We start from the raw sequence: 25,146 nt of genomic DNA, 5'->3' as shown, positions 1-25,146 counted from the left end.
TCACTCCTCGGTGTCGTCGTCGGAGGGGGCTGCTTCCACAGCGTCCTGACCATCGATTGTTGCACCGTCGACCACGTCGGGCGATTCCGCAGCGGCCTCGCGGGCGGCTGCCTCGACCTCGGCGGCGCTCTCGGCGGCCAGCTCCTCGACCTCTTCGTCCTCGCGGGCCTCGACCGACCGGGCGACGACGGCGACGGTGTCGCCCTTCTTGGGCGTCACGAACTTCACGCCCTGGCTGTCGCGGCCGGTGGCCCGGAAGTTGGCGTCGATGGGGCTGCGGACGACCTGCCCGCCGCTGGTGATCGAGAGGACCTCGTCACCCTCCTCGACGATGAACGCGCCGACCAGGCCGCCGCGGTCCTCGTTGGCGAGCTTGACCGCGCGGATGCCGACGCCACCGCGGTTGGTGGTGCGGTAGTCGGTGATCCGGGTGCGCTTGGCGTAGCCGCCGTCGGTGATCGTGAAGACGTACTGCTCCTTCACCTCCGGCAGGTCGCCGGCCTCGATGGCCTCCGGCGACGCACCTTCCTGGACCAGGCGGGCCTCGGCGGCCTCCTCGGCCGCGACCTGGGCGGCGCGGATCACCGAGAGCGAGAGCACCGAGTCGTCGTCGTGCTTGAACTTCATGCCGCGCACGCCGCCGGTGGCGCGACCCATCGGCCGCAGCTGGTCGTCGTCGGCGCGGAACCGGATCGCCTGGCCCTTGCGGGAGACGAGCAGGATGTCGTCGTCGGCGTTGACCAGCTCGGCGCCGATGAGCTCGTCGTCGTCCTCGCGGAAGTTGATCGCGATCACGCCGGCCTGGCGCGGGCTGTTGTAGTCGCCGAGCTTGGTCTTCTTGACCAGGCCGGTGCGGGTGGCCAGGACGAGGTAGGGCGCCTGGTCGTAGTCGCGGATCGCCAGCACCTGGGCGATGTCCTCGTCGGGCTGGAAGCTCAGCAGGCCGGCGACGTGGCCGCCCTTGGCGTCGCGTGCGGCCTCGGGGAGGTTGTAGGCCTTGGTGCGGTAGACGCGACCGGCCGTGGTGAAGAACAGCAGCCAGTGGTGGTTGGTGGTGGCGATGAAGTGCTGGACGACGTCGTCGCCGCGCAGCGTCGCGCCACGCACGCCCTTGCCGCCGCGCTTCTGCAGCCGGTACTGGTCGGCGCGGGTGCGCTTGGCGTAGCCGCCGCGGGTGATGGAGACGACCAGGTCCTCGTCGGGGATCAGGTCCTCCATCGACAGGTCGCCGTCGGCCGCGATGATCTGCGTACGCCGGTCGTTGCCGTGCTTGTCGACGATCTCGGTCAGCTCGTCGGAGATGATCTGCCGCTGGCGGGCCTCGTTGGCCAGGATGTCCTCGAGGTCGGCGATCACGCGCTCGAGCTCGGTGAGGCGGTCCATGATCTTCTGCCGCTCCAGGGCGGCGAGGCGGCGCAGCTGCATCTCGAGGATGGCGTTGGCCTGCACCTCGTCGATCTCGAGCAGGCTCATCAGCCCGCTCCGCGCCTCCTCGACGTCAGGGCTGCGGCGGATGAGGGCGATGACCTCGTCGAGGGCGTCGAGCGCCTTGGCCAGGCCGCGGTAGATGTGCGCCTGGCGCTCGGCCTCCGCGAGGCGGAAGCGGGTGCGCCGCTGGATGACCTCGATCTGGTGGGTGACCCAGTGCGAGATGAACTGATCGATCGGCAGGGTGCGCGGCACCCCGTCGACCAGCGCCAGCATGTTGGCGGAGAAGTTGCTCTGCAGCTCGGTGTGCTTGAACAGGTTGTTGAGCACGACCCGGGCGACGGCGTCGCGCTTGAGGATGATGACCAGGCGCTGACCGGTGCGTGAGCTGGTGTCGTCGCGGACGTCGGAGATGCCCTGGATCCGGCCGGAGTCGGCGAGCTCGGCGATCTTGAGCGCGAGGTTGTCGGGGTTGACCATGTAGGGGAGCTCGCTGATGACCAGCATCACCCGGCCCTTGGAGTCCTCGTCGATCTCGACGACGGCCCGCTGGCTGATCGAGCCGCGCCCGGTGCGGTAGGCCTGCTCGATGCCCTGGCGGCCGACGATCAGCGCGCCGTTGGGGAAGTCGGGGCCCTTGATCCGCTCGAGGAGGGCGTCCAGCAGCTCCTCCTTGGTGGCCTCGGGGTGCTCGAGCGCCCAGATGGCTCCCTCGGCGACCTCACGCAGGTTGTGCGGCGGGATGTTGGTCGCCATGCCGACCGCGATGCCGGCCGAGCCGTTGACCAGCAGGTTGGGGAAGCGGCTGGGCAGGATGGTCGGCTCCTGGGAGCGACCGTCGTAGTTGGGCTGGAAGTCGACGGTGTCCTCGTCGATGTCGCGCACCATCTCCATCGCCAGCGGCGCCATGCGGCACTCGGTGTATCGCATGGCGGCGGCGGAGTCGTTGCCCGGCGAGCCGAAGTTGCCCTGGCCGTTGATCAGCGGCGCGCGCAGCACCCAGGGCTGGGCGAGGCGGACCATGGTGTCGTAGATCGCCGAGTCGCCGTGGGGGTGGTACTGACCCATCACGTCGCCCACGACGCGCGAGCACTTGGAGAAGCCGCGGTCGGGGCGGTAGCCGCCGTCGTACATCGCGTAGAGGATGCGGCGGTGCACGGGCTTGAGCCCGTCGCGCACGTCGGGCAGCGCGCGCCCGACGATGACGGTCATCGCGTAGTCGATGTAGGACTGCTGCATGAGCGTCTGCAGCTCGATGGGCTGCACGCGGTCGGTGCCGCCGTCGCCGGGTCCGCCCGTGAGGTCGGTGGGGATCTCGGTCATCTCGTTTTCTCTCCTGCGTTCTATCGATGTCTAGGTCAGTTCTTAGATGTCTCTAGAGACCTAGATATCGAGGAATCGAACGTCCTTGGCGTTGCGCTGGATGAACGAACGGCGCTGCTCGACGTCCTCGCCCATGAGGATCGAGAAGATCTCGTCGGCCTGGGCGGCGTCCGCGAGGGTGACCTGCTTGAGCAGGCGCGCGTCGGGGTCCATCGTGGTCTCCCACAGCTCGTCGGCGTTCATCTCGCCGAGACCCTTGTAGCGCTGGACCGGGTTCTCCTTGGGGAGCTTCTTGCCCTGCGCCTGGCCGTCGGCGAGCAGCGCGTCGCGCTCGGCGTCGGAGTAGACGAACTCGTGCTCGGCCGGCTTGTTCCAGCGCAGCCGGTAGAGCGGGGGCTGGGCCATGTAGACGTAGCCGTGCTCGATCAGCGGCCTCATGAAGCGGAACAGCAGCGTGAGCAGCAGCGTGTTGATGTGGTGGCCGTCGACGTCGGCGTCGGCCATCATCACGACCTTGTGGTAGCGCAGCTTCTCGAGGCTGAACTCCTCCTGGATGCCCGTGCCGAGCGCGGAGATGATGGCCTGCACCTCGGCGTTGGCGAGCACCTTGTCGATCCGGGCCTTCTCGACGTTGAGGATCTTGCCGCGGATCGGCAGGATCGCCTGGATCCGCGGGTCGCGTCCCTGACGCGCCGAGCCGCCGGCGGAGTCGCCCTCGACGATGAACACCTCGCACTCGGCGGGGTTGGTCGACTGGCAGTCGCTGAGCTTGCCGGGCAGGCCGCCGCCGCCGAGGAGGCCCTTGCGGTTGCGAGCCAGCTCGCGGGCCTTGCGGGCGGCGAGGCGCGCGCTGGCCGCGGCCTGCGACTTGCGGACGATCTCGCGACCCTCGGCCGGGTTCTGCTCGAGCCAGGCGCCGAGCTGGTCGTTCATGACCCGCTGGGTGAAGCCCTTGGCCTCGGTGTTGCCGAGCTTGGTCTTGGTCTGCCCCTCGAACTGCGGCTCGCCGAGCTTGATCGAGATGATCGCGGTGAGGCCCTCGCGGATGTCGTCACCCGAGACGCGGTCCTCCTTCTTCTTGATCAGCCCCCACTCCTCGCCCCAGTTGTTGACCAGGGAGGTGAGCGCGGCGCGGAAGCCCTCCTCGTGGGTGCCGCCCTCGTGGGTGTTGATGTTGTTGGCGAAGGTGTGGACCGACTCGGTGTAGGAGGTGTTCCACTGCATCGCGACCTCGAGGCTCATGTGCTGCCCGCTCGCACCCTCAGCGGTCTCGGCCTCGAAGGAGATGACGGTCGGGTTGGCCACGGTCTTGCGGCGGTTGAGGTGCTCGACGTAGTCGACGAGGCCGCGGTCGTACTTGAAGACCTGCTCGAGGCCCCCGGTCTCCGCGCGCTTGATCGCGTCGTGGCCGGCGTCGACCTCGTCGGTGACGGTGTCGTCCTCGACCGCGTCGGCGCGCGCGTCGGCGTCGGGACGCTCGTCGCGCACGACGAACTCGACGCCCTTGTTGAGGAACGCCATCTCGCGCAGGCGCGAGGTGATCGTCTCGAGGCTGTAGGTGGTGTGCTCGAAGATGTCCTCCGAGGCGTACCAGGTGACCGTGGTGCCGGTCTGCTCGCCGGGCTCCATCGGGCGGACCTGCTCGAGGTCGCCCTCCGGCACGCCGAGGTGGAACGTCTGGCGCCACAGGTGGCCGCGGTTCTTGACCTCCGCGACCAGGCGGGAGGACAGCGCGTTGACGACCGAGACGCCGACGCCGTGCAGGCCGCCGGAGACCTTGTAGCCGCCGCCGCCGAACTTGCCGCCGGCGTGGAGCATGGTCAGCGCCATCGTGAGCGCCGGCATGTCCTGCCCGGGGGCGGTGTCGGTGGGGATGCCGCGGCCGTTGTCCTCGACCCGCACGCCGCCGTCGGCCTGCAGGGTGAGCACGATGCGGGTCGCGAAGCCGGCCAGCGCCTCATCGACGCCGTTGTCCACGATCTCCCAGATCAGGTGGTGCAGGCCGCGCTCGCCCGTGGAGCCGATGTACATGCCGGGGCGCTTGCGCACCGCCTCGAGGCCCTCGAGCACCTGGATCGCGGACGCGTCGTACTCCACGCCCTCGTCGACGGCCGTGGTGGACCGCTTCTCGACGGTGGCCTCCACGGCGGCGGCGAGGGCCTCGGCGCGCTCGGCCTCCGTGGGCTGGGCGTCGGACGGATCGGGAGCAGAAGCGGAGTCGGGGGTGGCCGGGGTGGACTCGTGGTTCTGTTCGCTCAAGGCACAGCCTTCTGCTCATCGCCCCGGACCTGGCCCGGGGGCGCTCGACATGAGTCGAGTCGCGGCGGTTGCGGGTGCAACACGATCTGCGACTCGTACGCCCATATTACCCGTCAGGGCGCCCGGACCGAAGGACCAACCCCCGGTTGGGGAGGGATCCGGTCGGAAAATCGCGTCAGCGGGCCCGTGGGGGCCTGTCAGGCGCGCGAACGGGGGGGTCGGTGGGTCCCCATGTGGTCCGACGGCTGCCAGATCGACAGAACGCGGCTCCGGCGCTCGCGTCGGCGGCGGCCCGGCCCCGGGCTGACGGTTCATCAAGGTATGTCGCCGAACCCGCACATCCCATGGCGAGCTGAGCGAGGGAAGTGACGGTTCGCCTGCATACCTTGATGAACCAGCGTCGCGGAGGGGGCTCCGGCCGGCGAGCGGCGGCCCGGGTGCTCAGCCGTAGGTGTCGCGCGGGCCGCGGCCGTCGCGGCTGGACAGCCGGCCCTTGGTCCAGGTCGGCAGGTGCGGGCCGACCACCTCGATCAGCGTGACCGTGCCGTGGCCGAGCTCCTCGTTGAGCCGGCGGACGATCGTCGGCGCCAGCAGCTTGAGCTGGGTGGCCCAGGCGGTGGAGTCGGTGCGCACCACCAGCCGTCCGTCGGTGAACGACTCGGGCGTGCAGTGGTCGGCCACCTCGGAGCCGACCAGCTCGGCCCAGCGGCCGAACACCCCCTGCACCTTGAGGTCGAGCTCCCACCCGTGGTTGGCGATCAGCCGGCCCATCGCCTGGTCGATCGGTTGGGGGTCGCGGTCGTCGGGCCGGGCGCCGGACGCCCGCGGGGTCGTACGACGGCGTGGTCCCCCGGAGCGGCGCCGCGCGGGCTTCGAGCCAGGGCTGGCGGCGGCAGCACGTGCGGCAGCGCGGGCGAGGTCGAGGCCGTCGGCGCGGTGCTCGGCCACCGGGGCGGGATCGGCGCCGTCGGTGATGGCGGTGGTGTCGTCCCGCGCGGTCCCGGGGTCGCCGGGACGCTCGTCATCCGTCACGGGTCACCGCCCCGTCCGCGACGAGGTAGCGCACGCCCTGCAGCGACGCGGGCACGTCGGCGGCGACCGCGGCGGTGACCAGCACCTGCTCGGCTCCCGCGACGAGCTCGGCGAGCTGCTGGCGTCGTTCGGAGTCGAGCTCGGCGAACACGTCGTCGAGCACCAGGATCGGGTCGTCGCCGTCGGCGCGCAGCAGGTCGTAGGACGCCAGGCGGAGCGCGAGCGCGTACGACCACGACTCGCCGTGCGAGGCGTAGCCCTTGACCGGCAGCCGCAGCTGCGGGTCGCCGAGGGTGAGCAGCAGCTCGTCGCGGTGCGGGCCGACGAGCGAGATGCCGCGGTCGAGCTCCTCCTTGCGGCGTGCCGCGACCGCGTCGAGCAGCGCCCGCTGGAGGTCGCCGGTCGAGGAGGTCACCTCGACGCTCGCGCGGTAGTCGAGGTCGGCGTCGTCGCGGCTCGCGCCGCGCGCGACCGCCTCGTAGGCCTTGCCGAGGTAGGGGCGCAGGTCGTCGACCAGCCGCAGTCGGGCGCCGAGGATCTCCGCGCCGACCCGCGCCAGGTTGTCGTCCCAGATCTCCAGCGTCGACATCGCCGCGTCGCGCGCGGACCCACGCGCCACCCCGGCGGTCTTGAGCAGGCTGTTGCGCTGCTTGAGCACCCGGTCGTAGTCGGAGCGAACGCCGGCCAGGCGCGGGGTGCGCAGCACCAGCAGGTCGTCGAGGAACCGGCGCCGGTCGGACGGGTCGCCCTTGACCAGGGTCAGGTCGTCGGGGGAGAACACGACCGTGCGCACCAGGCCGACGATCTCGCGGGGGCGGGGGAGGGGGGAGCGGTTGATCCGGGCGCGGTTGGCCCGACCCGGGTTGAGCTCGACCTCGAGCAGCGCCGTGCGCCCCTCCTTGACGACCGAGGCCCGCACGATCGCCTGCTCGGCTCCGGCGCGGACGAGGGGTGCGTCGCTCGCCACCCGGTGGGACGACAGCCGGGAGAGGTAGTCGATCGCCTCGACCAGGTTGGTCTTGCCCTGGCCGTTGCGTCCGATGAACGCCGTCGCCCCCGGCTCCAGCGCGACGTCGATGTCGGCGTAGGAGCGGAAGTTGTGCAGGGTCAGGTGCGCGACGTGCAAGGGGACCTAGCTCTCGCTCGGCTCCTGGCCGCTGCCGGCGCCGGCCTTCTGCGCGGTCTCGGACTGGTCGGGCCCGGTGGCGCCCTCCGCGTCGCCGCCCTTGGGGGCCGGGGTGCGCACCGCGTGCCCGCCGAACTGGTTGCGCATCGCGGCGACCGCCTTCATCGCCGGGCTGTCGTCCTGCCGCGAGACGAAGCGGGCGTAGAGGGCGGCGGTGATCGCGGGGGTCGCGACGGCGTTCTCGATGCCTGCCTCGACGGTCCACCGGCCCTCGCCGGAGTCCTCGGCGTAGCCGGCGACCTTGCTCAGGCCCGGGTCGTCGTCGAGCGCGGCGACCATCAGGTCGAGCAGCCACGAACGGATGACGGTGCCCTCGCGCCACGAGCGGAACACCTCGGTGACGTTGTCGACCATGTCGACCTTCTCGAGCAGCTCCCAGCCCTCGGCGTAGGACTGCATGATCGCGTACTCGATGCCGTTGTGGACCATCTTGGAGAAGTGGCCGGCGCCCACCTTGCCCGCGTGGACGGAGCCGAAGTCGCCCTCGGGGGCGAGCGCGTCGAAGGCCGGCCGGACCTTGGCGATGTCGTCGCCGTCGCCGCCGTACATCAGGGCGTAGCCGTTGTCGAGGCCCCAGACGCCGCCGGAGACGCCGCAGTCGACGTAGCCGATCTCCTTCTCCGCGAGCAGCTCGGCGTTGGCGATGTCGTCGGTCCAGCGCGAGTTGCCGCCGTCGACGACGACGTCGCCCGGACCGAGCAGGTCGGCGAGCTCGGCGATCGTCGCGCGGGTCGGGTCGCCGGCCGGGACCATGACCCACACGACCTTCGGGCTCGGCAGCGCCTCGACCAGCTCCTCGAGCGAGCCGACGTCGCTGACGTCGGGGTTGCGGTCGAAGCCCACGACCGTGAGTCCCGCGCGGCGCATGCGCTCGCGCATGTTGCCGCCCATCTTGCCGAGCCCGACGAGTCCGATGTCCATGTCGGTGAGCCTAGCCGCAGTCCGGTCCGGTCCGGCCGGTCCGGATCCTGTGGGATCCGACGGCCGGGCGCGCGATCAGCCGAGCAGGCGCCGGGGCATCAGCAGGTAGCGGAAGGAGCCGGTGTCGTCGGTGTCGGTGCCGGAGATGACGACCGGCTTGGTCGCCTGGGTGAACGCCAGGTCGACCATCTCGCCGTCGATCGCGCTCAGCCCGTCGAGCAGGAACTGTGGGTTGAAGCCTGTCGTGAGGTCGTCGCCGGTGATGTCGGCGTCGACCGCCTCGGTCGCCATCGCCTCGTCGCCGGAGCCGGCGTCGAGGACGATCTGGTTGTCGCCGAACTTCATCTGCACCGCGGTGTTGCGCTCGGCCACCAGCGCGACGCGCTTGACGGTCTCGATGAGCTCGGCCTTGTTGACCTTCGCCACCGTGAGGTGCTCGGACGGGAACAGCGAGCGCACCTTGGGGAACTCCCCGTCGAGCAGGCGCGTCGTGGTGCGGCGTACGCCGCCGAGCCCGGTGCCCTCGAACCCGATCAGGCCCTCGCCGGCGCCGCTGGCGCTCAGCGCGATGGTGATCTCCGCGCCCGAGGTCAGCGACTTGGCCGTGTCGCCGAGCACCTTGGCCGGGACGAGCGCGGCGACCGACACGTCGGGCGACTGCGGGTTCCAGGTGAGCTCGCGGTGCGAGAGCCGGAACCGGTCGGTGGCCAGCAGCGCCATCGTGGAGCCGTCGATCTCGATGCGGACGCCGGTGAGGACCGGGAGCATGTCGTCACGGCCCGCGGCCGTCACGGCCTGGGCGACGGCGTGGGCGAAGTCGGCGCTGGAGACGGTGCCGGTGGCCGACGGCATCTCGGGCAGCGTGGGGTAGTCGGAGACCGGCATGGTCTGGAGGCTGAAGCGCGCCGACCCGCAGGTGAGCGAGACGCGCGGACCCTCGAGGGTCAGCTCGACGGGCTTGGCCGGCAGGCTGCGGCAGATGTCGGCGAGCAGGCGGCCGCTGACCAGCGCACGGCCCTCGTCGTTGACCTCCGCGGAGAGGGTGGCGCGGGCCGAGGTCTCGTAGTCGAACGTCGAGAGCACCAGCCCGGCGTCGCTCGCCTCGATCAGCAGGCCGGCCAGGACCGGCGAGCTGGGACGGACCGGCAGGCTGCGGGCAGCCCAGGCAACGGCATCGGCGAAGACGTCGCGTTCGACGCGGAACTTCACAAGGGTCTCCTCGACGAGAGGTGGTGGTGCGGGCAACGAGTGACTGCACGCAGACGAGAACCACACGCGTGCACGTGGGAAGTGCATCCTGCCACGCGCTGTCGGCGCGGCGGCAGGGTTCTCCCCAGAGGGAGGGTTGTCATTCGTTGGTGGGTGATGAGTCCCATGGTGAGGTTCATAGTCGTCATAGGGTCCGTGGAAACTGTGGATGGGACGCGTTGGTGCAGGTCAGGGCGCCGGAACGCTGTGGATGACGGGTGTGGACGCCGGACCGACGACTCGCGGGGTGGTGTGGACGAGCCGGCGGTTCGTGTCGTTCGTCCCATGAAGTCCACAAGGGCTGGGGACGACGCGGCGGACCGAACCACAAGTTCTCCACACACGAGCGACCTCCACGCGGGTGCGCCGGTGCGGGGCCGGTGCGAGCCCGGTGTCGAGTCTGGTCAGCGCTGGCGGGCCTGCATCTTGATCCGGTTGGTGAGCTCGCTGACCTGGTTGAAGACCGCGCGCCGCTCGGCGAGGAGCTGACGGATCTTGCGGTCGGCGTACATCACCGTGGTGTGGTCGCGCCCGCCGAACTCGCGGCCGATCTGCGGCAGCGACATCGACGTGAGCTCGCGGCACAGGTACATCCCGATCTGGCGGGCCATGACCAGGTGCCGGCCGCGCGAGGGCCCGGTGAGGTCCTCGAGGCTGACCCCGAAGTAGGCCGCGGTCTGGGCGATGATCAGCGGGTGGGTGATCTCGGGCTCGCCACCCTCGGGGATCAGGTCCTTGAGCACGATCTCGGCCAGGGTCATGTCGACCTCCTGGCGGTTGAGGTTGGCGAAGGCCGTCACCCGGATCAGCGCGCCCTCGAGCTCGCGGATGTTGGTCTGGATCTTGGAGGCGATGAACTCCAGCACGTCGGGCGGCGCGGTGAGCCGGTCCATCGCCGCCTTCTTGCGCAGGATCGCGATGCGGGTCTCGAGGTCGGGCGGCTGGACGTCGGTGATCAGGCCCCACTCGAAGCGGTTGCGCAGGCGGTCCTCGAGCGCCTCGAGCCGCTTGGGAGCGCGGTCGGAGGTCAGCACGATCTGCTTGTTGGCGTTGTGGAGGGTGTTGAACGTGTGGAAGAACTCCTCCTGCGTCTGCGTCTTGCCCTCGAGGAACTGGATGTCATCGATCAACAGCACGTCGACGTCGCGGTAGCGCCGCTTGAACCTGTCCTGGCGGTCGTCGCGGATCGCGTTGATGAACTCGTTGGTGAACTCCTCGCTGGAGACGTAGCGCACCTTGGCGTTGCTGTAGAGGCTGCGCACGTAGTGGCCGATCGCGTGGAGCAGGTGGGTCTTGCCCAGGCCCGACTCGCCGTAGACCAGGAGCGGGTTGTAGGCCTTGCCGGGCGCCTCGGCGACGGCGACGGCGGCCGCGTGCGGGAACCGGTTGGACGAGCCGATGACGAACGTCTCGAACGTGTACTTGGGGTTGAGCCGGGTCTCCAGCGCGGAGGGGCGACGCTCGGCGGCCCCGCCGCCCATCGGCTCGTAGGCCTCCGGCGCTCGTGGCGCAGGCGGCTCGTAGACCGCCTGCGGGTTTGTCGACAAAGAGACAGATCGATCTGTCGATTCGTCGATGTGGGACGGCGACTCGCCCTCGAGCGCGGGGTTGACCGTGACGAGCATGCGGATCTCGCGGCCGAAGCCCTCGGAGAGCGCGTCCTCGATGTGGTTGCGCAGCCGGCCCTCGAGCTGGTTGCGGGTGAAGTCGTTGGGGACCGCGATGATCGCGGTGTTCTCGTGGAGCGTCATCGGCACGCTCGGCCTCAGCCAGGCGCGCTGGTTGGGCTGGAGGTCCTCGACGATCTGCTGCCACGCCGTCCCGAGATCTACCTGCTGGTCGTCCACCCGGACCGCCTTCGCTTCCACCATGTCGTCATGCGCGTGTTGCTGCTCGGAAATCCCCCGCCTCGCACGGACGCGCCACCGATCCGACGGTGAGGCTTCCACAGAGTTGTCCACAAGCTGTGAACGGCCGGTCGCGACCCGGGGGGCCGGATCCCCGTGGCCTCCTCCTGCGTCGGGCCCCCACCATCGTCTCCGCAGGTCACGGGGCTGTTGGCGGCCGTCGTGGCCCGGGTCGCACGACCTCGTGGACCCTGGGGGGACCGTGGCCGGACGAGACCGCGGACACAGGGAACGTAACAACCGAGCGAGCCGTGGAGCAAGACGTCATCCACAGGGTCGGCCCCCGGGAGGGCTCGCGGGTTTGACCCCCCGTTTGCCCTCCGCGTACCGTTGGCCGGTCGCTCCCTGTCGACGGGTGCCGCATGTCCACGATCCGCCGCCTGGCGGCTGCGTGGGTGCGCGGTGCCGGCCGAACGCCTGCACCGACGCCGTGTGGAGTGGACATCCCTCGAAACCTTCGGAGAAATAGCCGTGAGCAAGCGTACGTACCAGCCGAACAACCGTCGCCGTCACAAGGTGCACGGCTTCCGCCTGCGCATGCGGACCCGTGCCGGTCGCGCCATCCTGTCCAGCCGGCGCCGCAAGGGCCGCAAGAGCCTGGCCGTCTGAGGCCGGGGCCCACGGCGCCCGCCGTGCTCTCCGCTGCCCACCGCCTCACCACCGCTGACGGCTTCCGTCGCACGGTGCGCCAGGGGCGGCGTTCCGGCTCCTCGACGCTCGTCGTCCACCTGTGGGTGGATCCCGACGCGACACCGGCGCCGGTGCAGGTGGGGTTCACGGTCGGCAAGTCCGTGGGCAACGCCGCCACGCGCAACCGTGTGAAGAGACGACTTCGGCACCTGACCCGGGAGCACCTCCCCGCACTGGAGGGGCTCCCGGGTCGTGCTGCGCTCGTGGTCCGTGCGCTCCCGGCCGCGGCCGATGCGTCGTACGCCACCCTCGGCGCCGATCTGGCCCGTACGCTGAGCAGGGTGAGCACCCCATGAAGCACCTCCTCATCGGGTTCATCCGCGCCTGGCGCTTCGCGATCAGCCCCCTCTACGGCCAGGTCTGCCGCTACCACCCGAGCTGCTCGGCCTACGCGCTCGAGGCCGTCACCGTGCACGGCGCCCCGCGTGGCACCTGGCTGGCCGCACGTCGTCTGGTCCGCTGCCACCCGTGGGCAGCCGGCGGCTACGACCCCGTTCCCTCCCGCGCCGGCTCGGCCGCGGAGTCCCCTGCAACTCGAGGAGCATGAGTGCTCGACTTCTTCGGTGCCATCGGCGGCGCGATCATGGCCCCGCTCTACTACGTCATCTCGGCGGTGCTGGTCGGCTTCCACAAGCTGTTCGGCTCCCTGTTCGGCGAGACGTCGGGCGTCGCGTGGGTCCTCTCGATCATCGGACTGACCCTCGTCATCCGGATGGCGCTGATCCCGCTCTTCGTCAAGCAGATCAAGTCCAGCCGCAACATGCAGCTCATCCAGCCCAAGGTGCGCGAGCTGCAGAAGAAGTACGGCCACGACCGTGAGCGTCTCGCGCAGGAGACGATGAAGCTCTACAAGGACTCGGGCACCAACCCGTTCGCGTCCTGCCTGCCGATCCTGCTGCAGATGCCGATCTTCCTCGCCCTGTTCCGGCTGATCGACCAGGCCGCCAAGGACCCCTCGCACGAGCGCGGCCTGATGACCGAGCAGCTCAACACGCAGTTCGGCGACGCGATCTTCCTCGGGGCCAAGATCTCCGACACGTTCCTCAACACCGACGACATCGGCGTTCGGGTGCTCGCCGCGTTCCTCGTGCTCGCCATGACGGCGACGACGTTCCTGACCCAGCGCCAGCTGATGAGCAAGAACATGCCGGCCGACGCGCTCTCCGGCCCCTACGCCCAGCAGCAGAAGATGCTGCTCTACGTCCTTCCGGTCGTCTTCGCCGTGGGTGGCATCGCGTTCCCCGTCGGCGTCCTCTTCTACTGGACGACCTCCAACCTGTGGACGATGGGCCAGCAGTTCTACGTGATCCGCAACAACCCCGCGCCCGGCACGCCCGCGGCCGACGCCAAGGAGCAGCGCGACCGCGCGAAGGCGGCCCGCAAGGGACAGAAGACGCCCGCGCAGCTCGAGGAGGAGCGGCTCGCAGCGGAGGCGGAGGCCAGGCGCGCGGAGAAGTCGCAGTCCCGCCAGCAGCCGCAGCGCCAGACCAAGGCCCAGCGCAACCAGAAGAAGAAGCGCTGACCAGACTTCCCGGGACGGCGACCCTGCGGGCGCCGTCCTCCGTGATCGAGACCAGGAGACACACGTGAGCGAGCAGCTGACCGACGGCGAGACCACCGAGGCCACCCCCGACGGCGGGGCCACCACCCACGTCGACGCCGCACCCGTCGACGCCGCCGGTGCGGACGAGGCCGGCGCGGACGAGGCCGGTGCCGCGCGCCCGTCCAAGGTGCAGCGCCTCGAGAACGAGGGTGACATCGCCGCCGACTACCTCGAGGAGCTCCTCGACATCGCCGACCTCGACGGTGACCTCGACATGGACGTCGAGGGTGACCGCGCGAGCGTGCAGATCGGCGGCGCGGACCTGAGCCTGCTCGTGGGGCGCAACGGCGAGGTGCTGGAGGCGCTCCAGGAGTTGACCCGTCTCGCGGTCTACCGCGAGACCGGCGAACGCTCGCGCCTGATGCTCGACATCGACGGACACCGCGCCCAGCAGCGCGAGCGCCTCGTCGCCCTGGCCGAGACGTCCATCGCCCAGGTGAAGGGGTCGGGCCAGCCGGTCTCGCTCGACCCGATGAGTGCCTTCGAGCGCAAGGTCGTCCACGACGCGGTCGCCGCCGCCGGCCTCACCTCGGAGTCCGAGGGCGCGGAGCCCAAGCGACACGTGGTGATCCTCCCGGCGTGAGCGACGACGTTTCACGTGAAACACCCTCCGTGCCTCCCGAGGCGCGGGGGGTGTTCGCGTCCGACCGGCTGCCGCTTGCGGAGCGCTACGCCGAGCTCTTGGCGACCGAGGGCGTCGTGCGTGGGCTGATCGGCCCGCGCGAGGCGCCGCGACTCTGGGATCGGCACCTGCTCAACTCAGCGGTGCTCGCCGAGGCGATCCCGGACGGATCGACGGTGTGCGACATCGGCACCGGAGCAGGCCTGCCCGGTGTCGTGGTCGCGATCGCACGTCCCGACCTGGCGGTGACGCTGGTGGAGCCGCTGCTACGGCGCACGACGTTCCTCGACGAGGTGGTCGCCGAGCTCGGGCTGACGCACGTGCGCGTGGTGCGGGGACGGGCGGAGGAGCTGCACGGCATCGAGACGTACGACGTGGTGACCTCCCGCGCGGTGGCCCCGCTCGACCGGCTGCTGGGCTGGTCGATGCCGCTGGTGGCGCCGACCGGCGCACTCGTGGCGATGAAGGGTCGGTCGGTGCACGACGAGATCGCGGCCTCCCGTGCGGTGTTGCGTCGCTGGCGGTGCGGCGAGCCCGAGGTGTTCGAGGTCGGCGTCGGCGTGCTCGATCCGCCGACGACGGTCCTCCGGGTGCCGTGGGCCGATCCGGGCCGGATAGGTTGGCCTCTTGCCCGCGGGCACCGGACCACGCCCCACACCAAGCGGCCCGCGCGCGGGGACCGACGAGCGACCAAGCGAGAGGTGAGCTGAGTTGAGCCACGGCCCCCATGACGATCCCACCGTCCACCCTGGTGGCACCGACGACGGGCGCGGCGGCGTTCCCGAGGGCGGTGAGCACTGGCGTGCCGGCGATCGGCCGTACCCGTTTTCCACCGACGCGGCAGGGGGGGGTGAGCGGGATTATCCACAGTTTGGTGTGGGTCATCCACAGAACGGGGACAACCGGCCCGTGCCATCCTCGCCGTCTGAGGACGATGTTTCACGTGGAACCAGCGAGCGCCCGGCGACGGAGCCGCCCGTCCCGACCCGCGGTGTTTCACGTGAAACCAAGCCGGCGTGGCAGGTGCGCACCGCCGGCGAGCTCGCGGGTCAGGACACCGACTTCGCGGACCAGGCGACCCCACTGGCCCAGGCCGCCCAGCACTCGGTGCTCGCGCGGACCGGCGGACTGCGCCGTCAGGGTGTCGCACGTCCCCCGGCGACCCGGGTGATGGTCGTGGCCAACCAGAAGGGCGGGGTCGGCAAGACGACGTCGACGGTCAACGTCGCGGCGGGCCTGGCCCAGCTCGGCCAGAAGGTCCTGGTCATCGACCTCGACCCGCAGGGCAACGCCTCGACGGCCCTCGGCATCGACCACCACCGTGGCGTCCCGTCGACCTACGACATGCTCGTCGAGGGCGCTCCGCTGGCCGACGTGATGACCGAGTGCGGCGACCTGCCCGGGCTGTGGGTCGTACCGGCCACCATCGACCTGGCGGGGGCCGAGATCGAGCTCGTCAGCGTGGTGGCGCGCGAGCAGCGGCTCGACCGCGCCATCACCGCCCACCCCCTCGTGGGGAGCGCGGCCGACGCGGGCGAGGAGCGGTTCGACTACGTCCTCGTCGACTGCCCCCCGTCGCTCGGGCTGCTCACCCTCAACGCGCTCGTGGCGGGGCGGGAGATGTTCATCCCGATCCAGGCGGAGTACTACGCGCTCGAGGGCCTCGGGATGCTGCTGGAGACGGTGGAGATGGTGCGTCAGCACCTCAACCCCCGCCTGACCATCTCGACCATCCTGCTCACGATGTACGACGCCCGCACCCGGCTCGCGGCCGGCGTGGCCGAGGAGGTCCGCGGGCACTTCGGCGACCAGGTGCTCAAGACCGCCGTCCCGCGGTCCGTGCGGGTCTCGGAGGCGCCGTCCTACGGGCAGACCGTGATGACCTACGATCCGGCGTCGGCGGGAGCACTCTCCTACCTGGAGGCCGCCCGTGAGATCGCGACCAAGGGAGCTTCTACATGATCGAGGTCCAGGCATGAGCGCCAACGCACCGCGCCGCGGGCTGGGTCGTGGCCTGGGCTCGCTGATCCCCACGACGCCCAGCCAGCCCGCTCCTTCGACGCCCGGCGCCGCCGCTGCGCCGTCGTCCGACCGTGGCGGACCGGCCGCCGCGGACGCGGGCGCCGCCGCCGCTCCCGTCGCGGGCGCCTACTTCGCCGAGCTGCCGATCGCCCAGGTGCGGCCCAACGCCCGCCAGCCGCGGCAGGTCTTCGAGGAGGAGGCACTCGCCGAGCTGGTGCACTCCATCCGTGAGGTCGGTCTCCTGCAGCCGGTGGTGGTGCGGCGCACGGGCGAGGAGAGCTACGAGCTCATCATGGGCGAACGCCGGTGGCGGGCCTCCCAGCAGGCCGGCCGCGACACGATCCCCGCGATCGTGCGCGAGACCGACGACGAGGACATGCTCCGCGACGCGCTGCTGGAGAACCTCCACCGCTCCCAGCTCAACCCCCTCGAGGAGGCGGCGGCCTACGGTCAGCTGCTCGAGGACTTCGGCTGCACCCACGAGGAGCTGGCCCAGCGCATCGGTCGCTCGCGACCGCAGATCTCCAACACCCTGCGGCTGCTCAAGCTCTCTCCCGCCGTCCAGCGCCGCGTCGCTGCGGGAGTGCTCTCGGCCGGGCACGCACGCGCGCTCCTCTCGGTCGACGACGCGACGCTCCAGGACAAGCTCGCTGCACGGGTCACCGCCGAGGGCATCTCGGTGCGCGGGCTCGAGGAGATCGTGTCGGTCGGCGTCGAGGAGGCCGCCCCCCGGGTGCGGCGCAACAAGCCCGTCGCGCCCGGCCTCGGCGAGCTCGCCGACCGGCTCTCCGACCGTCTCGAGACGCGCGTCAAGGTCGATCTCGGCAAGGCCAAGGGCAAAATCACCGTCGAGTTCGCCAGCCTCGACGACCTGCGCCGGATCGTCGACATCATGGACCCGCGCAACGGGGACGACCGCCCGATCTGACGGTGGGCGGGCCGACACACCACGTACGATCCGGGGCCGGTGTGCGCGGTCTCGAGACGGCGTCGACCAATGTCGACAAAGCGACATGTCGCTCAATCGATGTAACGATGTGGCGACCTAGCGACAGATCGATCTAGCGCTCTGGCTGCTTGTCTGCCGGCATCGCTGCCTGCGTGGAGGCACGCTTCTCGGCGCGGCGCCGGGCGCGCTCGCGCTTCTCCTCGGCGTCGAGCCGCGCGGCCTGCTCGAGCGTGGGGGCACCGCCTCCCATCGACGCGGGCAGCCACCACGAGCCCGGCGGCTGCTCCGCTGCCGGGTGGGCGGCGATGGTCTCGCGCAGCAGCTCGGACATCCGGTCGTGGAGCTGCGCGGTCTCACCCACCGGGTCGTCGCCCGTCGGGTGCAGGGGCTCGCCCACGGTGATCGAGATGGCGCGCCCGCGGGAGAAGTCGCGCGGGTGGTCCTTGGTCATCAACCGCTGGGTGCCCCACAGGATCACGGGCAGGAGCGGAACGTCGGCCGCGGCGGCGATGCGGACGGCACCGGTCTTGAACTCCTTGAGCTCCATGGCGCGCGAGATGGTGGCCTCGGGGAAGATCCCGACCGCCTCCCCGCGACGGAGCAGGTCGACGGCCTGGTGGAAGCTCTCCACGCCCTCGCCCCGGTCGACCCGGACGTGATGCATCGAGCGCATGACCGGACCGCCGACGCGGTGGTCGAAGATCTCGCGCTTGGCCATGAACCGGACCAGCCGTCGCGACGGGTGGGCGGCGAGCCCGCCGTAGATGAAGTCGAGGTAGCTGACGTGGTTGAACGCCAGCAGCACGCCCCCCTCGCGGGGCACGTGGTCGGTGCCGCAGAGCCTGATGTCCTGGCCGAGGAGGCGGAAGGCCGTCTTGGCGGTGACGATGATCGGCGGGTAGGTCACATCGCGCATGGCGAGGAGCCTAGGGGTCGCCCGAGCGGCGCGGCGACCGTTCGTGATCAGCGTCGCGTGGCGAGGAAGTCGGCGATGCGCCCGATGGCCTCCTCGAGCACCGACGCCTCGGGCAGCGTCACCAGCCGGAAGTGGTCGGGCTCGGGCCAGTTGAACCCCGTGCCGTGCGTGACGAGGATCTTCTTGGCCCGCAGCAGGTCGAGCACCAGCTCCTGGTCGTCATCGACCGCGTAGACGGCCGGGTCGAGCCGCGGGAAGCAGTAGAGGGCCCCGCGCGGCTTGACGTTGCTGACGCCGGGGATCTCGTTGAGGAGCCGGTGGGCGAGCATGGACTGCTCGTAGAAGCGTCCTCCGGGGCCGATGAACTCCTCGATGGACTGGTAGCCGCCCAGGGCGGTCTGGATGGCGTGCTGGGCGGGCACGTTGGCGCACATGCGCATGTTGGCGATGAGCGTGAGCCCCTCGAGAAAGTCGGTCGCGATCTCCTTGGGCCCCGAGATCATCACCCAGCCGGCGCGGTAGCCGCACACCCGGTAGGCCTTGGACAGCCCCGAGAACGTCAGGCACAGCACGTCGTTGCCGCCGTAGGTCGCCGCGTGGTGGTGCTGGGCGTCCTCGAACAGGATCTTCTCGTAGATCTCGTCGGCCATCACGACGAGCTGGTGGCGCCGCGCGATGTCGACGAGGGCCTTGACGGTCTCCGCGCTGTAGACGGCGCCCGTGGGGTTGTTGGGGTTGATGATGACGATGGCGTGGGTGTTCTCGGTGATCCTGGCCTCGATGTCGGCGAGGTCGGGATTCCACTCGTTGGCCTCGTCGCACCGGTAGTGCACGGGGACGCCACCGGCGAGCGTCACGGCGCCCGTCCACAGCGGGTAGTCGGGGGCCGGCACGAGGATCTCGTTGCCGTCGTCGACGAACGCCTGGAGCACCATCGAGATCAGCTCGGACACGCCGTTGCCGATGAAGACGTCCTCGACGCCCACGTCGCGCAGCCCGCGCGACTGGTAGTAGTGCATGACGGCGGTGCGCGCCGACCAGATGCCCTGGCTGTCGGCGTAGCCCTGCGACTGGGGCAGGTGGTGGATCATGTCGGCGAGGATCTGCTCGGGCGCCTCGAACCCGAACGGGGCGGTGTTGCCGATGTTGAGCTTGAGGATCCGGTGGCCCTCGGCCTCGAGCCGCTGCGCCTCCAGCAGGATCGGGCCGCGGACGTCGTAGCGGACACCTTGCAGCTTCTTGCTCTGTCGGATCGGGCGCACGCCTCATCCTCTCAGGCGCGGTCGCGGTCTAGCATCGAGACGTGTCCCGCAAGACCGCGTACCTGACGCTCGACCACCTCCGCGAGCTGGCCGACCCGGTGCGTTCGTGCGTGTTCTGGGAGCTCACCCCGGTCGAGCGCTCGCGCCTCGACGACGCCGACCGGATCGCCGAGAAGGAGCGCTGGCTCGCGTCGGTGACACGCGAGTGGGGTCCGTGCGGGCGGGTGGTGCGCATCGACGGTCGTACGGTCGGGCACATCGTCTACGCCCCGGTGCCGCGGCTGCCCGGTGCCGCGGCCCTGCCGACCGCCCCGGGCTCGCCCGACGCGATCATCGCGGCCACCGCCTGGGTCGAGCCGTCCCTGCGGCGCAGCGGACTCGGACGCCTGCTGGTCCAGTCGATGGCCGCCGACCTGGTCGAGCGAGGTCACACCACCATCGAGGCCTACGGCGACACGCGGGGGCACACCGTCGGGTGCGTGCTGCCGGCAGACTTCCTCGGCCGGGTGGGCTTCACCGTCCAGCGGGCGCACCCGACGACGCCGCGGCTGCGGATGGACCTGCGCACGACGCTGAGCTGGAAGGACGAGGTCGAGCTCGCCCTCGAGAAGGTCTGGGGGGTGGTGCGCCCCACGCAGAAGGCGACCCGCCCGATCGGATCGGTGCGGGTCGCCTCGCGCGACTAGAGGTGGGGCTCAGATGATGCCGTCGAGCTCCTTGAGCAGCGCGGCCTTGGGCTTGGCGCCCACGATGGACTTCACGACCTCGCCGCCCTGGTAGACGTTGATCGTCGGGATGCCGGTGACCCGGTAGGACGACGGCGTCACGGGGTTCTCGTCGACGTTCATCTTGAGGAACGTGAGCTTGTCGCCGTGCTCGGCGTTGAGCTCGTCGAGGATCGGGGCGACCTGGCGGCACGGGCCGCACCACTCGGCCCAGAAGTCCACGAGGACCGGCTTGTCAGACTTCAGGACCTGCGCCTCGAACTCGGCGTCGGTCACGGCGGCGATGTTGCCCACGGGTGTGCCTCTCTCTCGATGCTGTTGATGCGACGGAAGTCAGTGCTGTCCCAACACGGGGTCGGGGGCAGATGTTCCCGGGCGCGCCTCAGAGGCCGGCGGTCTGCACCTGGTCGGTGAGCGCGTCCATCGCGACGTCGTCCTGGGCCTGGCGGGCCGTCGCCCCGGTGTGGTCGAGCTCGGCGAGGTAGCGCTCGGCGTCGAGCGCGGCCGAGCAGCCGGTGCCGGCGGCGGTGATCGCCTGGCGGTAGTGGTGGTCGACCAGGTCGCCGGCGGCGAACACCCCGGGCAGGTTAGTGGCCGTGGAGGGGTGCCGGACCAGCACGTAGCCGTCGCCGTCGAGGTCGACCTGCCCGGTGAGCAGCTCCGAGCGCGGGTCGTGGCCGATCGCGATGAACAGCCCGGTGGCGGGCAGCTCGCGGGTCTCGCCGGTGACGGTGTCCTTGAGGGTGATCGACTCGAGACGGTCGCTGCCGTTGATGCTCTCCACGACCGAGTTCCACTCGATCTCGAGCTTGGGGTCGGCGAACGCCCGCTCCTGCATGATCTTGGAGGCGCGCAGCTCGTCGCGGCGCACGATCAGCGAGACCTTGGAGCCGAAGCGGGTCAGGAAGGTCGCCTCCTCGATGGCCGAGTCGCCACCGCCGACCACCGCGATGTGCTGCTCGCGGAAGAAGAAGCCGTCGCAGGTCGCGCACCACGACACGCCGCGCCCGGAGAGCTCCTCCTCGTTGGGCAGTCCGAGCTTGCGGTAGCCCGAGCCGGTGGCGAGGATCACCGCGCGCGCGGTGTAGGTCTCAGTGGTGGTCTTCACGACCTTCACATCACCGGTGAGGTCGACCTCGACGACGTCGTCGGAGACCAGCTCGGCGCCGAACCGCTCGGCCTGGGCGCGCATCTCGTCCATCAGCGCCGGACCCATGATGCCGTCGCGGAAGCCGGGGAAGTTCTCCACCTCCGTGGTGTTCATCAGCGCGCCACCGGCGGTGACCGAGCCCTCGAGGACGAGCGGGTTGAGCGAGGCGCGGGCCGCGTAGACGGCGGCGGTGTAGCCCGAGGGGCCCGAGCCGATGATGATGACGTTGCGCGTCTCGGTGCTGGTGCTCATGAGTGGTCAGTGACTCCTGCGGGATCGACTGGGGGGTGGGCGGTACGCCATCCTCAACGGATCGTAGGGGAGTGTTGTTCCGCAGCGGAGGGGCGCTCAGGGCGCGGGCAGCGTGAGGGTGCGCACCGGGTCGGTGATCCCGCACACGTAGACCTCGGCCTGCTGGGCAGCGCCGTCGGGGCGACGGAACACCACCACGCCGGGCTGGCCGTCGACCTCCACGAGGAGGCGGCGCCCACGGCCCAGGTCCGGCAGGTCGCAGCCGTCGACGGCGTCGGGCGAGCCGACCACCCGGTGCCGGGCGGAGGCCTGCGGGCGCAGCGCCAACAGCTCGTCGTCGAGGCGGGAGTCCGCTGAGGAGAGAGTGGGACGACCCGCGAACGCCGTCGCACCGCCGCTCTTGAGCGACTCCGGCGCGGACTCGGCCGCACCGGCCCCGTCGTCGGCCCCGTCGTCGGCACTGTCACGGGAGCTCGGGTCGCGGCTCGGCGCGGGGGCCCCGGCGATCGAGCTCTGGGAGGAGGACCCGGCGCTGGCGTCGTCGGAGCCGTCACGGGGGAGGGCCTGGCCGATCGCGACCCCGGCGACCACGACCGACGCGGCGGCCAGCAGCCCGATCCCGGCGCGGCGCCGCCGGCGCGAGCCGATGTCGACGATCCTCCCGGGCGACGACGCGGCCGTCGCGTCCGCACCGCGCTCGGCGACGAGCGAGGCCAGGGTGTCGTCGAGGCGCGCGACGACCTCGGGAGGCGTGGACTCGTCGTGACGCGCGTCGGCGAGGAGACGGCGTACGGCCTCCTGCTCGGGTGGCAGCCCGGAGGGATCGGGCATCGGGGCTCACCTCCTCGGGCGGCGCGGCGTGGTCACGGTCGGGGTCGGGCGACCCGGTCACGGACCAGGGTCGGGATCGGAGAACGGGGTCAGGGCGCGGGCGGTCCCCGCGGCCGCACGCTCGGTTGGACGGGACCGTCGGGCGGCGGGTTCCCGTGGGGCGGGTCACCGGCGGGGTGCTGGAGGTCGGCGAGGATCCCGGCCAGCTTGGTGCGTCCGCGCGAGCAGCGGGACTTCACCGTGCCCTCCGCGCACCCGAGCATCCGGGCCACCTCCGCGACGGGGTAGCCCTCCATGTCGACCAGCACGAGCGCGGCGCGCTGCTCGGCGGGCAGGGTCGCGAGCGCGTCGAGCACGCGCCGACGGCGCTCGGAGTCGACGGCGACCTCGTCGGGCCGGTCGTCGCGCACCGCGGTGGCCACCACGGTGCCGCGGTCCTCGACGTCGTCGGGCAGCGCCTCGAGGCGCCGGATCCGCGCCGACCGGATGCGGTCGAGGCACGCGTTGACCACGACCCGGTGCAGCCAGGTCGTGACGGCGGCCTCGCCGCGGTAGGAGCCGGCGCGACGGAACGCCGCGATCATGGCGTCCTGGAGTCCGTCGGCAGCGTCCTCGGGGTTGCCCATCGTGCGCAGCGCGACCGCCCACAGGCGGTCGCGGTGGCGGGCGAACAGCACGCCGAACGCCTCCGCGTCGCCGTCGACGTGGGCCTGCAGCAGCGCCTGGTCGGAGCGCTCGTCGCTCGCGGCGGTCCTCACCCGAGCACCTGCACCTCGGTGATCGTGCCGCGGAAGCCGTCGTCGACCTGGGGCAGCAGGGTGAGCCAGACCGTGACGTAGCGCCCGGACACCGCCTCGTCGAGGTCGACCGTCAGGTCGCCGGTGCCGGAGGCGGTGCCGACCGGGGTGAGCTCGGCGACGCCGGTGGGCGGCTCGGAGGTGACGTAGGCGGCGAGCGAGGTCTGTCCGCCGGTGGTGGAGACGACCACCCGGCGCACCGCCTTGGTGGCGCCGAGGTCGACGACGAGGCCGACCCCGGTCTTGAGGCCGGCCGGGCCGAAGTTCTGCTCGTAGGTCGAGGTCGACCACGAGGTGGCCGGGTCGCCGTCGAGGACGTTGGGCACCGAGTCGGGGTTCTCCTCCTGCGGGGCGGCGCCCTGCGGGTCGAAGTCGACGGCACTCAGGTGGGCGAAGGCCGTCGGCTCGGCGACGCTGGGGCTGGCCGTGGCGGTCGGCTCGTCGCCGGAGCCGGGCGTGGGCGGCTTGAGCCCGAGCTGGTAGGCGGCGACGGCGGCCACCCCCACGAGCAGGCAGATGCCCATGATCAGCGCGAGCCGGATCCAGCGGCGTCCGGGCACCTGGTCGCCGGTGTCGTCGACGTCGCCGGTGTCCCAGCGGTCGTCCGACCACGACCCGGAGGCCCACGACCCGGTGTCGCGCCCGAGCGGACGTACGCCGGAGTCGGTGTTGGGGCCCGAGTCCCACGGCCAGTAGGACGAGTCGGTGACGGCCCGGCTGCCGGGGCGCGGGCGGCGTACGGGCTGACCGTCGGGCGGGTCGGGGGCGAAGAGCGGCTTGGGCTCCGGCTCGTCGAGCGGCGGCGGCGGCGCGGGCCGCTCCGCGCGCGCACGCAGCCAGTCGACCTCGTCGTCGTCGTGGAACACCGGCATCCCGGCCTCGGTGGGCAGGTCGGTCACCGACGGAGCGGGAGCGGGATCGGGAGCGGGCGCCGACGCGTCGGCAGGCGGCGACCCGGGGTCGGCGTCGGCCGCGGGACCGACCCGGGGGGCGACCTCGGTGTCGGTGTCCGAGCCGGACGGGACCACCAGCTCGACGTCGGTGCGGGTGCCGTCCTCGACCTCGGTGGCGGTGTGGGTGGCGGCCCCGGGGGCCAGGTCGGGGGCCAGGTCGGGGGCCAGGTCGGGGGCCAGGTCGGGGGCCAGGACGGGGGTGGGCGGCGCGCCGGAGACGGTGGGCGGCGACGAGGTGGCGATGGGAAGCACGGCGTGGAGGGGGTGGGCGGGCACGTGGGTGCCGGTCGTCTCCCCGACGTGCTCGAGGAGCAGGTCGCGCACGGTGCGGGCCGAGGGCGGCGGGGCGTCCTCGCGCTGGGGGTTGAGCACCTGGTCGCAGAGCGCGTCGAGCATCCGCGGGATGCCGGCGCGGACCCGCCGTGGGCGCAGCACCCGCCCGTGCACCTCGGGTGCGGGAGGCAGGGCGGAGGGGGAGACCCCGGCCCACTTGCCGGTGAGCGCGCAGTAGAGCAGCCCCACCAGGTCGACGTCGTCGACCTGCGCCCGACCGGGCGGGAGGCCGCGCAGGGCGGCCTCGACGCCGAAGCCGATGATGCGTACCTGGCCGTGCTGGTCGACCAGCACGTGCTCGGGGGTCAGGCAGCCGTGGGCGAGCCCCGCCTCGTGCGCCCCGACGAGGCTGTCGGCCACCTCGGCGACGAGCCAGGCGGCGCGGCGGGGGGCGATCGGCCCCTCGCGGGTGAGCAGGATGTCGAGGGAGTCGCCCTGGCCCCACTCGTTGACCACGAAGCAGCGGCCGTCGGCCTCCTCGGCGTCGAGCACCCGCAGCAGCCGCCGGTCGATGACCGGGCCGGTGCGCCGCGCCGCCTCGAGGAGCGGCTGGGCGCGGTCGTCGTCGCGGCCGAGGATGTGGACGGCGACCGGGCGGTGCAGCACGAGGTCGTGGGCCCGCCAGAACCGGCCGGCACCCGACTCGGCCAGGAGGTCGTCGAGGCGGTAGCGCCCGGCGAGGACGTCACCGGCCTGCATCGACGCAGCCACCGCTCACCCCACCTCTCCTCACACGT

22 protein-coding genes and 1 pseudogene are annotated in these 25,146 nt (G+C 71.4%); 9 read left to right on the top strand and 14 right to left on the bottom strand.

What is annotated here, in order from left to right; all coding sequences use genetic code 11:
- The 7 genes and pseudogenes from gyrA to dnaA all read right to left on the bottom strand — a co-directional run bounded on the left by gyrA (position 1) and on the right by dnaA (position 11,268).
- Complete coding sequence (gyrA, locus tag AC54T2_RS04395; RefSeq protein ID WP_496665624.1) at positions 1-2,751, bottom strand: DNA gyrase subunit A; 2,751 nt, start codon at positions 2,749-2,751, stop codon at positions 1-3.
- Between the two features lie 60 nt (positions 2,752-2,811).
- Positions 2,812-5,010 (bottom strand): DNA topoisomerase (ATP-hydrolyzing) subunit B, encoded by a 2,199-nt coding sequence (gene gyrB / locus AC54T2_RS04390; protein WP_496665623.1) that lies wholly within the window; start codon positions 5,008-5,010, stop codon positions 2,812-2,814.
- 441 nt (positions 5,011-5,451) lie between these two features.
- Entirely contained in the window at positions 5,452-6,042 is a 591-nt protein-coding gene (locus AC54T2_RS04385; protein ID WP_496665622.1) for a DciA family protein, read from the bottom strand.
- A complete protein-coding gene (gene recF, locus AC54T2_RS04380) occupies positions 6,032-7,168 on the bottom strand; it encodes a DNA replication/repair protein RecF (RefSeq protein ID WP_496665621.1) in 1,137 nt (378 codons plus the stop codon). Before recF ends, AC54T2_RS04385 begins: the two co-directional genes overlap by 11 nt.
- A 6-nt stretch (positions 7,169-7,174) precedes the next feature.
- A pseudogene (gene gnd, locus AC54T2_RS04375) lies at positions 7,175-8,158 on the bottom strand (phosphogluconate dehydrogenase (NAD(+)-dependent, decarboxylating)); the annotation flags it as partial.
- Positions 8,159-8,224: 66 nt separating this feature from the next.
- On the bottom strand, positions 8,225-9,358 hold the full coding sequence (dnaN, locus tag AC54T2_RS04370; RefSeq protein WP_186339687.1) for a DNA polymerase III subunit beta: 1,134 nt from the start codon (positions 9,356-9,358) through the stop codon (positions 8,225-8,227).
- 443 nt (positions 9,359-9,801) lie between these two features.
- Complete coding sequence (dnaA, locus tag AC54T2_RS04365; RefSeq protein ID WP_496665620.1) at positions 9,802-11,268, bottom strand: chromosomal replication initiator protein DnaA; 1,467 nt, start codon at positions 11,266-11,268, stop codon at positions 9,802-9,804.
- Between the two features lie 507 nt (positions 11,269-11,775).
- On the opposite strand from dnaA, the gene rpmH reads away from it, so the two are divergent.
- The 8 genes from rpmH (at position 11,776) to AC54T2_RS04325 (ending at position 17,169) form a co-directional block, all read left to right on the top strand.
- Entirely contained in the window at positions 11,776-11,913 is a 138-nt protein-coding gene (gene rpmH / locus AC54T2_RS04360; RefSeq protein ID WP_011758123.1) for a 50S ribosomal protein L34, read from the top strand.
- Positions 11,914-11,936: 23 nt separating this feature from the next.
- Positions 11,937-12,290 (top strand): ribonuclease P protein component, encoded by a 354-nt coding sequence (gene rnpA / locus AC54T2_RS04355; protein WP_489976412.1) that lies wholly within the window; start codon positions 11,937-11,939, stop codon positions 12,288-12,290.
- The gene (yidD, locus tag AC54T2_RS04350) at positions 12,287-12,541 is read left to right on the top strand and encodes a membrane protein insertion efficiency factor YidD (RefSeq protein ID WP_186339684.1); all 255 of its coding nucleotides are present in this window, start codon (positions 12,287-12,289) and stop codon (positions 12,539-12,541) included. The genes rnpA and yidD overlap by 4 nt, the downstream gene beginning before the upstream one ends.
- Positions 12,542-13,516 carry a membrane protein insertase YidC gene (gene yidC, locus AC54T2_RS04345; protein ID WP_186339683.1) on the top strand — a complete coding sequence of 325 codons (975 nt, stop codon included), beginning with the start codon at positions 12,542-12,544 and terminating at the stop codon, positions 13,514-13,516. It begins immediately after the preceding gene.
- Positions 13,517-13,580: 64 nt separating this feature from the next.
- The gene (locus AC54T2_RS04340; protein WP_496665619.1) at positions 13,581-14,180 is read left to right on the top strand and encodes a Jag family protein; all 600 of its coding nucleotides are present in this window, start codon (positions 13,581-13,583) and stop codon (positions 14,178-14,180) included.
- 50 nt (positions 14,181-14,230) lie between these two features.
- Complete coding sequence (rsmG, locus tag AC54T2_RS04335; RefSeq protein WP_496665618.1) at positions 14,231-14,929, top strand: 16S rRNA (guanine(527)-N(7))-methyltransferase RsmG; 699 nt, start codon at positions 14,231-14,233, stop codon at positions 14,927-14,929.
- 313 nt (positions 14,930-15,242) lie between these two features.
- Entirely contained in the window at positions 15,243-16,181 is a 939-nt protein-coding gene (locus tag AC54T2_RS04330; protein ID WP_277395306.1) for a ParA family protein, read from the top strand.
- Positions 16,182-16,194: 13 nt separating this feature from the next.
- Positions 16,195-17,169, top strand: coding sequence for a ParB/RepB/Spo0J family partition protein (locus AC54T2_RS04325; protein ID WP_496665617.1), 975 nt, complete (start codon positions 16,195-16,197; stop codon positions 17,167-17,169).
- 133 nt (positions 17,170-17,302) lie between these two features.
- Here AC54T2_RS04325 and AC54T2_RS04320 read toward each other — a convergent pair whose 3' ends face one another.
- Entirely contained in the window at positions 17,303-18,106 is an 804-nt protein-coding gene (locus tag AC54T2_RS04320; protein ID WP_496665616.1) for a lysophospholipid acyltransferase family protein, read from the bottom strand.
- Between the two features lie 47 nt (positions 18,107-18,153).
- Positions 18,154-19,368: a pyridoxal phosphate-dependent aminotransferase gene (locus AC54T2_RS04315; protein WP_496665615.1), complete on the bottom strand. Its 1,215-nt coding sequence runs from the start codon at positions 19,366-19,368 to the stop codon at positions 18,154-18,156.
- Positions 19,369-19,409: 41 nt separating this feature from the next.
- Between AC54T2_RS04315 and AC54T2_RS04310 the strand changes: the two genes are divergently transcribed.
- Entirely contained in the window at positions 19,410-20,054 is a 645-nt protein-coding gene (locus tag AC54T2_RS04310) for a GNAT family N-acetyltransferase (protein ID WP_186339678.1), read from the top strand.
- 9 nt (positions 20,055-20,063) lie between these two features.
- Here AC54T2_RS04310 and trxA read toward each other — a convergent pair whose 3' ends face one another.
- From trxA to AC54T2_RS04285, 5 genes are all read right to left on the bottom strand, one after another.
- A complete protein-coding gene (gene trxA, locus AC54T2_RS04305; RefSeq protein WP_277395305.1) occupies positions 20,064-20,387 on the bottom strand; it encodes a thioredoxin in 324 nt (107 codons plus the stop codon).
- A gap of 88 nt (positions 20,388-20,475) precedes the next feature.
- A complete protein-coding gene (gene trxB, locus AC54T2_RS04300; protein WP_496665614.1) occupies positions 20,476-21,495 on the bottom strand; it encodes a thioredoxin-disulfide reductase in 1,020 nt (339 codons plus the stop codon).
- A 96-nt stretch (positions 21,496-21,591) separates the two neighbouring features.
- Positions 21,592-22,326: a hypothetical protein gene (locus AC54T2_RS04295; RefSeq protein WP_496665613.1), complete on the bottom strand. Its 735-nt coding sequence runs from the start codon at positions 22,324-22,326 to the stop codon at positions 21,592-21,594.
- 89 nt (positions 22,327-22,415) lie between these two features.
- Entirely contained in the window at positions 22,416-23,084 is a 669-nt protein-coding gene (gene sigM / locus AC54T2_RS04290; protein ID WP_496665612.1) for an RNA polymerase sigma factor SigM, read from the bottom strand.
- Positions 23,081-25,120, bottom strand: a complete 2,040-nt coding sequence (locus tag AC54T2_RS04285) for a hypothetical protein (protein WP_496665611.1) — start codon at positions 25,118-25,120, stop codon at positions 23,081-23,083. The genes sigM and AC54T2_RS04285 overlap by 4 nt, the downstream gene beginning before the upstream one ends.
- Positions 25,121-25,146: the final 26 nt, after the last annotated feature.

Source organism: Nocardioides sp. Z35_8, from assembly GCF_059621125.1.
Note: the sequence above shows the minus strand (reverse complement) of the source record. Positions and strands in the feature narration are given on the sequence as shown.

Bases quoted from the DNA above. Each gene is read 5' to 3' on its own strand.
- gyrA (WP_496665624.1), bottom strand. From the start codon at position 2,751: ATGACCGAGATCCCCACCGACCTCACGGGCGGACCCGGCGACGGCGGC.
- dnaA (WP_496665620.1), bottom strand. From the start codon at position 11,268: ATGGTGGAAGCGAAGGCGGTCCGGGTGGACGACCAGCAGGTAGATCTC.
- yidD (WP_186339684.1), top strand. From the start codon at position 12,287: ATGAAGCACCTCCTCATCGGGTTCATCCGCGCCTGGCGCTTCGCGATC.
- AC54T2_RS04325 (WP_496665617.1), top strand. From the start codon at position 16,195: ATGAGCGCCAACGCACCGCGCCGCGGGCTGGGTCGTGGCCTGGGCTCG.
- AC54T2_RS04320 (WP_496665616.1), bottom strand. From the start codon at position 18,106: ATGCGCGATGTGACCTACCCGCCGATCATCGTCACCGCCAAGACGGCC.
- trxB (WP_496665614.1), bottom strand. From the start codon at position 21,495: ATGAGCACCAGCACCGAGACGCGCAACGTCATCATCATCGGCTCGGGC.
- AC54T2_RS04295 (WP_496665613.1), bottom strand. From the start codon at position 22,326: ATGCCCGATCCCTCCGGGCTGCCACCCGAGCAGGAGGCCGTACGCCGT.